The 12,372-nt window shown below is 36.3% G+C and carries 9 protein-coding genes and 1 other annotated feature; of the genes, 7 read left to right on the plus strand and 2 right to left on the minus strand.

The window, feature by feature from the left end:
• Nucleotides 1–504: 504 nt before the first annotated feature.
• The gene (locus ABS911_RS12415; protein WP_350467813.1) at nucleotides 505–1,677 is read right to left on the minus strand and encodes an alpha-hydroxy-acid oxidizing protein; all 1,173 of its coding nucleotides are present in this window, start codon (nucleotides 1,675–1,677) and stop codon (nucleotides 505–507) included.
• A gap of 305 nt (nucleotides 1,678–1,982) precedes the next feature.
• On the opposite strand from ABS911_RS12415, the gene ABS911_RS12420 reads away from it, so the two are divergent.
• The 4 genes from ABS911_RS12420 (at nucleotide 1,983) to ABS911_RS12435 (ending at nucleotide 7,743) form a co-directional block, all read left to right on the plus strand.
• Nucleotides 1,983–2,342: a winged helix-turn-helix transcriptional regulator gene (locus ABS911_RS12420; protein ID WP_350467814.1), complete on the plus strand. Its 360-nt coding sequence runs from the start codon at nucleotides 1,983–1,985 to the stop codon at nucleotides 2,340–2,342.
• A gap of 77 nt (nucleotides 2,343–2,419) precedes the next feature.
• Nucleotides 2,420–2,667, plus strand: a binding site (T-box leader).
• A gap of 89 nt (nucleotides 2,668–2,756) precedes the next feature.
• Nucleotides 2,757–3,803, plus strand: coding sequence for a phenylalanine--tRNA ligase subunit alpha (gene pheS / locus ABS911_RS12425; RefSeq protein WP_350467815.1), 1,047 nt, complete (start codon nucleotides 2,757–2,759; stop codon nucleotides 3,801–3,803).
• A 4-nt stretch (nucleotides 3,804–3,807) separates the two neighbouring features.
• The gene (pheT, locus tag ABS911_RS12430) at nucleotides 3,808–6,225 is read left to right on the plus strand and encodes a phenylalanine--tRNA ligase subunit beta (protein ID WP_350467816.1); all 2,418 of its coding nucleotides are present in this window, start codon (nucleotides 3,808–3,810) and stop codon (nucleotides 6,223–6,225) included.
• A gap of 186 nt (nucleotides 6,226–6,411) precedes the next feature.
• Nucleotides 6,412–7,743, plus strand: a complete 1,332-nt coding sequence (locus ABS911_RS12435) for an APC family permease (RefSeq protein WP_350467817.1) — start codon at nucleotides 6,412–6,414, stop codon at nucleotides 7,741–7,743.
• A gap of 60 nt (nucleotides 7,744–7,803) precedes the next feature.
• On the opposite strand, the gene rnhC is transcribed toward ABS911_RS12435, so the two are convergent.
• Nucleotides 7,804–8,742, minus strand: a complete 939-nt coding sequence (gene rnhC, locus ABS911_RS12440) for a ribonuclease HIII (RefSeq protein WP_350467818.1) — start codon at nucleotides 8,740–8,742, stop codon at nucleotides 7,804–7,806.
• A 158-nt stretch (nucleotides 8,743–8,900) separates the two neighbouring features.
• Here rnhC and ABS911_RS12445 point away from each other — a divergent pair, with 158 nt between their 5' ends.
• The 3 genes from ABS911_RS12445 to ABS911_RS12455 all read left to right on the plus strand — a co-directional run bounded on the left by ABS911_RS12445 (nucleotide 8,901) and on the right by ABS911_RS12455 (nucleotide 12,279).
• Nucleotides 8,901–9,197: a cell division protein ZapA gene (locus ABS911_RS12445; RefSeq protein WP_350467819.1), complete on the plus strand. Its 297-nt coding sequence runs from the start codon at nucleotides 8,901–8,903 to the stop codon at nucleotides 9,195–9,197.
• A 29-nt stretch (nucleotides 9,198–9,226) separates the two neighbouring features.
• The gene (locus tag ABS911_RS12450) at nucleotides 9,227–9,772 is read left to right on the plus strand and encodes a CvpA family protein (RefSeq protein WP_350467820.1); all 546 of its coding nucleotides are present in this window, start codon (nucleotides 9,227–9,229) and stop codon (nucleotides 9,770–9,772) included.
• 140 nt (nucleotides 9,773–9,912) lie between these two features.
• Nucleotides 9,913–12,279, plus strand: a complete 2,367-nt coding sequence (locus tag ABS911_RS12455) for an endonuclease MutS2 (protein ID WP_350467821.1) — start codon at nucleotides 9,913–9,915, stop codon at nucleotides 12,277–12,279.
• Nucleotides 12,280–12,372 lie beyond the last annotated feature (93 nt).

Here is a 12,372-nt window from a genome sequence, read left to right on the forward strand (position 1 = left end):
GCCGATGGTAGTGAAGGGATTCCCTTTGTGAGAGTAGGACGTTGCCACGCAACCAAAAAGACATCATCTTCGGATGGCGTCTTTTTTTGTATTTGTGGTTAAGTTTGATTAACCAATGGTTGTTTGACGAATCGCGTGGATGCTTCAAAATAAAATTTCTTCTGGAATGGACGGGTTTGCTTGAAGCATGGGACCGCCAGCAAGCCTGTAATTTTACCGGCTTTCAAGCTTCAAAGAAACCGTAATTGCTAACGGTTTCTAATTCTCATTGAATCCTATACAGGGCTGCAAGCAACCCTATTCCTCTAGAAATTTTTGGTGAGTAGTTTGATTCATCTATCAACACTAAAAATTATAGACCCTATTATGCATGGTTACAATCAATACTATCGCCTTCAAAAACTTGAAATTTTAAACAAAGACATTTCTATTCAACCAAAAGACACCCTTGGATAATGAACATTTCATTATCCAAGGGTGTCTTTATACGTTTATGTTTAAATTTTACGCGCGAGGATTGTCTAACAAAACGGTGTTCTTAATATCTTCAACTGTCTTGGTCCCGGCAAGCTGCATAACAATCTCAAGTTCATGTTTAAAGTGATCAAAAACAGATTTTACACCTTGCGAACCGCCTAAAGCTAAGCCGTAAATAGCTGGGCGACCAATTGCAACTAAATCAGCACCACTAGCTAGAGCTTTAAAGACATGTTGGCCTCTACGTACTCCACTATCAAAAACAACAGGTACTTTTCTATCAACTGCTTCAGCAACACTTTGCAATGAATCAAATGCAGCAGGACCGCCGTCTAATTGACGTCCGCCATGATTAGTTACCCAGATACCACCGGCACCAGAAGCAAGAGAAATCAATGCGTCTTCTGCTGATTGTACTCCCTTAACAAATACAGGCAAACCAGAGTACGATGCAATAAATTCAACATCTTTAGGACTAAGTACTTGTTTAGAAGAGCCATAAACAGAGTCCATTGATTGTCCAACACCTGATTGATATGCTTGAACGATTGGCATACCTAAAGGAAAGACAAAACCATTTCGTTTGTCGGCTTCACGATTTCCTCCAACAGTTGCATCTGCTGTTAATACAATCGCTTTTACTCCATTAGCTTTGGCTTCATCCAAAATATCTCGGTTAATGCCATCGTCTTTACTCATATAAAATTGGAACCATTGCGGAGCACCAGCTCCGGCTTCTGAAATCTCTTTGAATGGTTTATTGGCGTATGAGCTAATAGTCATGATAGATCCAGATTCAGCCACAGCTTTTGCAGTAGCTGGTTCAGCTGCCACGTTAGCAAGACCATGGGCAGCGACCGGAGCCATAATGATAGGTGTAGCTAACTCACTCCCAAAAACAGATGTATGTTGATCAGGGTGCTCAATATTTTTTAATACACGAGGGACAATTAGTTTATGATTAAAAGATTCAATATTTTGTTTAATTGTCCACAAGTCTCCAGCGCCACTGGAAATGTACCCATAACCGCCTTTCGGAATGACTTTTTCCGCTTCTAACTCAAGATCAAAAACGTTTATGATATCTAATGGTTTTTCAGCTTCACTCGCCTTATAAGGAACTTTGTTGGCGGATGCTGATTCTTCTTTTATATTATCTAAGGAATGATTTATTTGTACATCTTTTTCAATCTCTGTCATAGTATTCCCTCCAAAAAGTTATAGTTGATGATAGGACTAAGTTTACCACTCTGGATGAAAAATTCAATTTTTAAGAGAAAATACGATTAATTTAATGAAAATTTGCTTATTGCATTGAAATATTGTTTTATTGCAGCTAAAATTGAAATGACTAAAGGTGTTGTAAAAGATTCGTTATTTTCTAATATTGACAAAATTTTGTCTAATTATGACGATTGATTAAAAAAAAGGTTGACAAATGATGATGGATTACTTACTATTTATAACCAATAATGCTATAATGTTATAAAAGAGGTGAAGAAGATATGATAACCATTAAAGATGAAGAAAAAAGTATCTATTGTGAATCTAGGCAAAAAAAGATTTGTCCTAAATTTGAACATACATTTGCCATTTTAGGTAAAAAATGGATGGGACTTATCATTGAAGTGTTATTAGAAGGTCCTCAACGCTTTAAAGATATAGCAGCTACTATTCCAAATGTAAGCGATCGTGTGTTGGTTGAACGTCTAAAAGAGCTTGAACAAGAAGGTCTTGTAGCTCGTACGGTTGATCCAGATGCTACCATGAGAGTGGCGTATAGCTTAACTGAAAAAGGTCAGGCTTTAAAAGTAGTGATGGCTGATGTTCAAACCTGGGCTGATGAATGGATTTGTGAGGAATAAACACAATCTTATTGGAAAGTACTTGACCTTTAAGTCAAGATTACGTTAAACTAAACCAGTATGTAAACAATGAATAATTAAAAACTGTGATGGAAAAAAGTAATTTGGATAGTCTAAATCAGAGAGCAAGTGTCATTGGCTGAAAACACTTGAATTAGAAAACCAAATGAACGTTCACTTCCTGAGTTGACTTTGGGAATTACACTAAGCTAGTTAAAGGTAATGAATAAAGTTCCGGTATACGCCGTTATGTAAATGAAGTGTGGATTTTGCGTAAGCATCATTCAAACAAGGGTGGTACCGCGAACGTAGCCTCGTCCCTTTTTAGGGATGAGGCTTTTTGTGTGCTTTAAAATAGCTTGAAGTAGATGCAGTAAGTGTTGTAACGATAAATTTATTTAAAGGGGAATTAGAATGGACTTAAAAGACAATTTACAATTGTTAAGTAAGGAAGCTGTAGGAAAAATTGACGCAGCTTCAGATTTAAAAGAACTTAATCAAGTACGTGTAGCCTATTTAGGGAAAAAAGGCCCTATTACTGAAATATCTAAAGGAATGAAGACTGTTTCTCCTGAAGAACGTCCTATCTTAGGTGCACTTGTAAATGAAGTGAGAAATGAAATTACTTCACACTTAGAAACAAAAAAAGCACGATTAGAAATGGAAAAAATTAACCGTGATTTAGAAAGTGAAGCCATTGACGTAACGTTGCCTGGCAGCTCGGTAGCTGTTGGACAATCACATGTATTGACTCAAATAATGGAAGAGATCGAAGACCTATTTATTGGAATGGGCTATCAAATCATAGAAGGACCAGAAGTTGAAGAAGATAGTTACAACTTCGAAAGAATGAATTTGCCTAAAGATCATCCTGCTCGAGATATGCAAGACACGTTTTATATTACAAATGAGATTTTATTGCGTACGCATACTTCACCTGTTCAAGCTCGTACTATGGATAAACACGATTTTTCAAAAGGTCCATTAAAAATGATCAGTCCTGGGAAAGTCTATCGTCGAGACAGCGATGATGCAACTCACTCTCATCAATTCCATCAAATGGAAGGACTGGTGATTGCTAAAGATATTACAATGGGAGATCTAAAAGGAACGTTAGAAGTTTTTGCTAAAAAATTATTTGGCGCAGAGCGTGAAATACGTTTACGTCCTAGTTACTTCCCGTTTACTGAACCTTCTGTAGAAGTAGATGTTAGTTGTTTCAAATGTAGTGGAAAAGGTTGTAATGTATGTAAACATACTGGCTGGATCGAAATTTTAGGTGCGGGTATGGTTCATCCAAACGTGCTTGAAATGTCTGGAATTGATGCAACGGTTTATAGTGGTTATGCATTTGGATTAGGACCAGATCGTGTAGCAATGTTAAAATACGGAATTGATGATATTCGCCATTTTTATCAAAATGATGTTCGTTTCTTAAATCAATTCAAGGTAAAGGAGTAAGACTATGAATGTATCTTATCAATGGTTAAAAGAATATTTAGATTTATCAAAAGTAACACCTGAAGCATTAGCAGATAAAATGTCTCGTACAGGTATCGAAATTGAAGACGTAAGTGTACCGGAAACCGGATTGAAAAAAATTGTTGTTGGTCATGCGGTAGAAGTAGTGGACCATCCAGATTCTGATCATCTACACGTTTGTCAAGTAGATATTGGAGAAGAAGAACTGTCTCAAATCGTTTGCGGCGCACCTAATATTGCTGCTGGACAAAAAATCATTGTCGCATTACCTGGAAGTCGTATCACAGGAAATGCAAAAATCAAAAAAGGAAAAATGCGTGGGCAAGTATCAAATGGTATGGTTTGCTCTTTAGCCGAATTAGGATTTTCTGAAAAAGTTGTTCCTAAAAAATATGCAGACGGCATTTATGTGTTGCCAGAAAACGCAGTGCCTGGAGAACCAGTATTTCCTTATCTAGCAATGGACGATGCGATCCTTGAATTGTCGATCACACCTAACCGTGCGGATGCATTAAGCATGCGAGGAGTTGCCCATGAAGTTGGGGCAATTTACGATCAACAACCTAAATTCCCTTCTTTCGAATTAACAGAAGATAAAACAGATTCAGTTGAAAACTATATTAAAGTTGCTGTAGAAAATAGCGAAGATGCTCCAAGCTATAATGTCCGCATCGTTAAAGATGTGAAGATTGCTGAAAGTCCAATGTGGTTGCAAACAAAATTGATGAATGCAGGTATTCGACCTTTAAATAATGTAGTAGATATTACAAACTATATTCTATTAGAATATGGACAACCTTTACATGCATTTGATTATGATCAATTGCAGTCAAAAGAGATAGTGGTTCGTCATGCTAATAATGGAGAATCTTTAACAACTTTAGATGGAGAAGAACGTTCATTAACTTCTGAAGATATCGTTATCACAAATGGTTCTATCCCGGTAGCGTTGGCAGGAACAATGGGTGGGCTGGATTCAGAAATTGAAGACACCACTGTAACCGTCGCTATAGAAGCAGCTGTATTCAATCCAATTTCAGTGCGTAAAACGGCTAAAAGATACAATTTAAGAAGTGAATCTAGCTCTCGTTTTGAAAAAGGGATTAATCTTTCTACGATTACAACTGCTGGAGATCATGCAGCAGCGTTAATAGCTGAATTAGCTGGTGGAACAGTAGTAGCTGGAACGGCTTCTCAATCTGTTTTGGAGATCAAGGACAAAGTTGTTCCTATTACATTAAATAAAATCAATCGTTCATTAGGAACATCTATTACGGTTGAAGAGGTAAAAGCTATTTTTGATCGCCTCGGATTTAGTGTTCTAGAAAAAGAAGGTTTATTTGAAGTAGCTATTCCGGCACGTCGTTGGGATATTGAAATTGAAGCAGATTTAGTGGAAGAAGTAGCTCGTATTTTTGGTTATGATAATTTGCCTTCAACTTTACCAATAAGTCCAGCTCAGCCTGCAGCTTTAGATAATAAACAGCGTCTTGTACGTCATACGCGCCGTTTCTTAGAAGGAGCAGGATTATCACAAGCTATCAGTTACGTGTTAACAACTCCAGAAAAAGCAACTCAGTACATGATGCGTGAGAGTAAAGCAACACAGTTAGAAATGCCTATGAGTGAAGATCGCAGTACTTTAAGAATGAATTTATTAAGTGGTTTATTAGACGATGTCAGCTATAATAAAGCACGCAAAAATAAAAACGTTGCTCTTTATGAAATTGGCCGTGTGTTCTATAAAGAAGAAAGCAAAGTATTGCCAATTGAAGAAGAACATTTGGCAGGTGTTTTGACTGGTTCTTTACTGGAAAAAGATTGGAAAGGTCAACCAAAAAAAGTTGATTTCTTTGTTCTGAAAGGTATTTTAGAAGGGTTAATAGCTTCATATGGCTTAACTGAGCCCATTACTTTTGTTGCAGACAAACAGCGTGATGGAATGCACCCAGGACGGACAGCAGCTCTTTACCTAGGAGAAAAGGAAATCGGATTTGCTGGTCAAATTCATCCTTTGGCAGCAAAAGCGTATGAATTAGATGAAACGTACGGTTTTGAATTGAATCTACAGGCTATTGTAGAAGCTGAAAAAGAATCAACTGTTTATGAAGCTATTCCGAAATTCCCAGGAATGACGAGAGATATTGCTTTATTAGTAGATGAAACTATTACAAATCAACAATTAGTAGATTTAATTTACAAAAAAGGCGGCAAATATTTAGTTAACGTACGGTTGTTTGATATTTATCAAGGTGAAAACATTGAAGATGGCAAGAAATCAATGGCTTATACACTGTCCTATTTAAATCCTACTGCAACAATGGTGGAAGAAGAAGTATCAAAAGCTTATGATAAAGTAACAAGTGCGTTAATAGAAGAATACCAAGTCGTTGTACGCTAAGCTTAGTTGGAATGATAAAAATCAAGCCAATGAACTGAGTGTATCAATATTGAACAAATTTTTAGGAAAATAACAAAAAGAGTCTTGCTAATAGCAAGGCTTTTTTGTTATGCTAACAAGCACTAAACACAAAGGATTATTTTATCTTTTGTGCTATCTAGAAAAAGGTAATTCAGGGGGAAATGTATGGGAAAGAATGAGTTGAAAAAAGAAGTAAGTGGACTCACAGCGTTAACCGTTTTAGTAGGAACAGTCATAGGGGCAGGTATATTTTTTAAACCAACAGCTGTTTATGGCGCAGCCGGTGCTCCAGGATTAGGCTTATTGGCTTGGTTTGTAGCTGGAATCATCACAATGGCTGGTGGACTGACAGTTGCTGAAATTGGAACAATTTATCCTCAAACAGGCGGAATGATGATTTATTTAGAAAAAGTATATGGAAGATGGTTAGGTTTTCTAGTCGGATGGGCTCAGATGATCATCTATTACCCAGCGAACATAGCCGCATTAGCTATTATTTTTGCTACTCAATTTGTTAATTTATTTACATTATCCGATAATGTGATTGTACCGACAGCTATTATAACAGCTATTTTTTTAATGGGCGTAAATTTTTTAGGAACAAAGTATAGTGGCCGGATTCAAACAGCTGCCACCATTTTGAAGTTGATCCCTCTTTTAGTTATTATCGTAGCAGGATTGCTTTATCCTGGTGGAGGTGTAGTAAGACTGATACCACTTTCAGTAGAAAGTCATCCAGTTTTAACTAGTTTTGGTTCTGCTCTTATCGCAACTTTATTCGCCTATGATGGATGGATCAATGTAGGAACGCTTGCTGGAGAAATGAAGAGTCCTGGTAAAATGTTACCAAAAGTGATTGTTGGTGGATTATCAATCGTCATGGCCGTATATTTATTAACAAATATCGCTTATTTGTTTGTTTTAGACAGTACTCAGCTAGCCGGAACGGATACACCGGCAGCTTTAGTTGCTTCACATCTTTTTGATGGAATTGGTAGCAAATTAGTGACGATAGGAATATTGATTTCTGTATTCGGAGGAATAAATGGGTATATCATTTCTGGATTACGAGTTCCTTATGCTTTAGCCACTCAAAAAATGTTGCCATTTAGTAACTGGTTTGCCAAAGTCAACACTAAAACCAATTTACCAATTAATGGAGGTCTAGTTATCTTAGGAATTGCCATCTTAATGATTTTGACAGGGCAATTCAATCAATTGACAGATTTAATTATTTTTGTCATTTGGTTTTTTATAACTTTAACATTTATTGCGGTTATCATCTTAAGAAAAACTCAGCCAGATATTGAACGACCATACAAGGTTCCTTTATACCCGATTATTCCATTGGTTGCTATAATTGGAGGATTATATATTATCATTAATACTTTAATCGTTCAGCCGGGGAATGCCTTTATTGGTATTTTTCTAACACTTATTGGGATACCAGTTTACCTTTATTGCAAAAAGAAATATGGAATACCTGAAAAAGAATAAATGACTTAAAAAACCTCCACTCGCTGAAGACCAGTGAGTGGAGGTTTTTTAGGTGTGTAATCAGCGCAAGCCACTGATTTTTTTTGCTTTTTCTGTATTTGCAAAATGTAACTTAGCATAGTTTCTAAGCAACGGGATTCCACCTTGTTTTAAAAGCTTTGCAGCAACTAAATCACTATTGCTACCAGCACCAGATGGAATTTTGAAACCTGCTTTTGCGCTCAATTCATCAAGACCTTTTAAAAAAGCATAACGAGCAATAATAGAGGCCGCCGCTACAGCTAGGTGGTGGCCTTCACCTTTAGTCTGAAAGTAAACAGACTCTTTTATTTGTTTTGGTTGATCATTGATGTGGTTGAAATAAGTGGCAGGAAGTTCAAATTGATCGATTAAGATACCATCTGGTTTTTGAGGGCTGATTTTTTCAATCACATGACATAAAGCTTGATTATGTAAAATAGCTTTCATTTTACCTTGTGTCATCGTTGGTTGAATAGTATTGTATTTTTCAGGCATAACATTCAATAAGCTGTGTGGTAAAAAAGTAATCAAGTCTTTTGCCACACGAATAATTTCAGGATCCTTCATATCCTTCGAATCGCGTACGCCCAATTCTTTTAACAAAGCAAGTTGAGAATGGTCGGCATAAGCTGCAACAACAGTTAATGGTCCAAAATAACTTCCGGTTCCGACTTCATCACTGCCAATAACAGACCAATTACTAAAATCTTTTGGTAAAGGGGTATTCAAAGATGAAGCGGACGATTCTTTTTTTTTTGGTGGGACAATTGATGCTTTGGATTTCCAAATAGCAGCTTCTTTTTCAGAATCTGCTCCTTGAAACAATACTTTGCCAGAGTTGTATCCCGTTATGTTTACAGCTCCTTTTTTAGCAGCAAAAAAAGCACCAGGAGGAGTAGAGGATTTCAAGCAAGTAGTGTAATATTGTTTCATATCTGTTAAGGTTTTTTTGGAAACTAAGAGTACTTCATTAGACATTCTGTCACTCATTCCTTCATTAATTAATAATCTAACTTGTAGTTTACCACATAATTTCATTTGATATGGGCAAGATATTAAAATGAAATGAAAAAATGTGCAACTATTAGGTGATTCATGGTAAAATAAGGGAAATGTAATTTTTAGGAGGGACTGCCATGTCAAAAGGGAAAATTCGATATAAAACTACAATAGCAGGAAGACCCTATACGATTATCGGAGCTAGACCCGAAGAACACATGCGGTCAGTGTCTAAAATGGTAAATGAGCAAATGCAACAAATTGAATCATTATCAAAGGGTTTAGACCCCGAACGTAGAGCAGTTTTAGTAGCGGTTAATGCTGTATCGGATCAAATTGAACTGCAAATACAACTAGATACTATGAAAAAAGAACTAGCAGAATTAGAAAAGAAATTACAGAAAGATCAGGAATCAAACATAACTGAAGAATAAATTCCTGAATAAAGGTGATAAGCATGTTAATGACAGTCATTATAATTTTAATTTTGGCCATGGGAGCTTACAGTGGTGCTAGAAGAGGATTAGTCCTTCAGTTTGTTTTTACGATTGGTTACTTTGTTTCATACTTATTGGCAAGAAATTATTATCAAATGTTAGGATCACATTTGGAATTGATTGTTCCTTACCCATCGGCTACTGAAAGTAGTCAATTCGTTTTTTATGATCAAGCTCTAGGATTCAACCTAGACGGTGCTTTTTATAACGGTGTCGCATTTATAATCATCTTATTTGTTGGTTGGCTGATCACTCGATTTATAGGGGGCCTATTGAATGCTGTGACGCTTATTCCTATTATCAAGCAACTAAATACTTTAGGTGGAGCATTACTGAATTTTATTGTTTCTTACGTTGCTATCTTTATCGTTTTATTTTTATTAACGATGGTTCCGATTGATGCTGTTCAAGAAGCATTTAGCAACAGTTGGTTGGCACGTACAATAGTAGAAGATACACCTGTCATCTCAGCACAACTGTATAATTGGTGGATAGAATCGTCATTGAAGTAAGAAATATAGTTAAATAGTAAAAAAAGAATCGTTTCTCTTAAACTAGGGGGACGATTTCTTATTGTGAACGATACGAGAGTATTAGGATGTAATCAAATATACTAGTAATAAAAAATATAATGAAGCGAGAGGTGAAATAGATGAACAAAAAAATCCTTCAAACATTAGAATTTAGTAAAATTATCCAAGCGGTTGCTAATCTAGCTGCTTCTGAATTAGGGAAAGAACAAGCTTTAACGCTAGCTCCTTCAATTGATAAAGAAGAAGTTGAATTATGGCAAGATGAAACCGAAGATGGTACAAAAATTATAAAATTAAGAGGCAGTATGCCTATTCCGAAGTTACAAAATGTTCGTCCACATTTAAAACGGTTGGATATCGGTGCTAGTTTAAATGGATTAGAAATTGCTCAAATCGGAAAAATTTTGCGTACGACTTCTGAATTAAACCGTTTCTTTGAGAATTTAAAAGAATCGGGTATTGAAATGAATCGCTTATATGATTTGGCTAAGAATTTTGTTACAACGCCAACTTTGAATCAATTGATTCGTGAAACAGTAGATGAAGATGGACATATTTTAGATGATGCAAGTCCTGCTTTAAAAGGGATTCGTAATGGTATCAAAAGAGGAGAAAATAATGTTCGTGAAAAGCTAGATGGGATTGTTCGCGGAAAAAGTGCTCAGTATTTAAGCGATGCAATTATTACTATTCGTAATGATCGTTATGTTATTCCAGTTAAACAAGAATACCGCAGTCATTTTGGTGGTGTAGTCCATGATCAAAGTTCAACAGGGCAAACATTATTTGTTGAACCACAAAGCGTAGTCGAGTTGAATAATCGCTTGCGCCAACTTCAAATTGAGGAACGACGTGAAGTGGATCGTATCTTAGCTGAAATTTCGAATGAAATCGCTCCGTATAGTAAAGACATTTTAAATAACATGTTTTTATTAGGTAAGCTTGATTTTATTGGTGCAAAAGCAAGTTATGCAAAAAACGTGGCTGCGAATAGACCGTTAATCCATAAAAATAATGAAGTGAAGCTATTGAGTGCACGACACCCTTTGTTGGATCCAGAGACTGTAGTCGCAAACGATATTTTAATTGGCGGAGAAAATCAAGCAGTTATTATTACAGGACCAAATACCGGTGGGAAAACAATAATCCTAAAAACATTAGGATTGCTTCAATTAATGGGACAAGCTGGACTACAAATACCTGTTGCTCCGGAGAGCCAAATTGGATTGTTTACTGAAGTATTTGCTGATATTGGAGATGAACAATCTATTGAACAGAGTTTAAGTACCTTTTCTTCTCACATGACAAATATTGTATCTATACTAGACCGTATGGATAACAAAAGTTTGATTATCTTTGATGAACTGGGAGCAGGGACAGACCCTCAAGAAGGTGCTGCACTTGCTATAGCTATTCTGGATAAGGTCGGTGCTGTAGGCAGTTATGTCATGGTGACGTCGCACTATCCTGAATTAAAAGCATATGGCTATAACCGTCCACAAACAATTAATGCGAGTATGGAATTTGATGTTGATACATTAAGCCCAACTTATCGATTATTGATAGGTGTTCCAGGTCGTAGTAATGCTTTTGAGATTTCTAAACGTTTAGGTTTGAGTGAAGAGGTTATTGATTCTGCTCGTCAACTGATTGATGGAGAAAGTCAAAACTTAAATGAAATGATCTCTGATTTAGAAAATAGACGCAAAATGGCAGAAACAGAGTACCTTGAAGTGCGTCACTATGTTGATGAAGCAGAACAATTGCACGCAGATTTACAAACTGCTGTACAGCAATTTTATGCTGAACGTGAAGAGTTGATGAAAAAAGCTCGCGAAAAAGCCAATAGTCTTGTAGAAGAAACAGAAGAGACAGCTGATCAGATCATTAAAGATTTACGCAAAAAACAAATTCAAGGGCATTATGAAAATGTGAAAGAGCATGAACTAATTGATGCAAAAACACAGCTGTCTGGATTAAGACAAGAAGAAGCTTTAGCGAAAAATAAGGTGTTGAAAAAAGCTAAAGCGAAACAGGTAATGAAACCTGGCGATGATGTGATGGTCCAATCATTTGGCCAAAAAGGTGTATTAATGGAACGAGCAGATAAAAATCATTGGGTCGTTCAAATGGGAATGTTGAAAATGAAACTTAAAGAAAATGATTTAATATTAACCGAACCAGAAAAAGAACCGAATCGTAAAATGATTGCATCGGTACGCTCAGAATCAAACAGTCATGTTTCACCTCAACTCGATTTAAGAGGTGAGAGATATGAAAATGCCTTAGCTGAATTGGATCGGTACCTTGACTCCGCTCTTCTAGCCAACTACCCTCAAGTTACTATTGTACATGGAAAGGGAACTGGAGCTATCCGACAAGGTGTAACTGATGCGCTGAAAAGACATCCTTCGATAAAAGAATTCCACTATGCTCCACCTAATCAAGGAGGAAATGGTGCTACGATCGTTGAATTTAAATCTTGAGCTTTTGGGTAGATATAAAAAACGATTTTTGATATAATAAATAAATAATATAACTTACTATTAATAAGTTGTAAATTAGCAAGGAGTGAGGAA

The organism is Carnobacterium sp., from assembly GCF_040274425.1.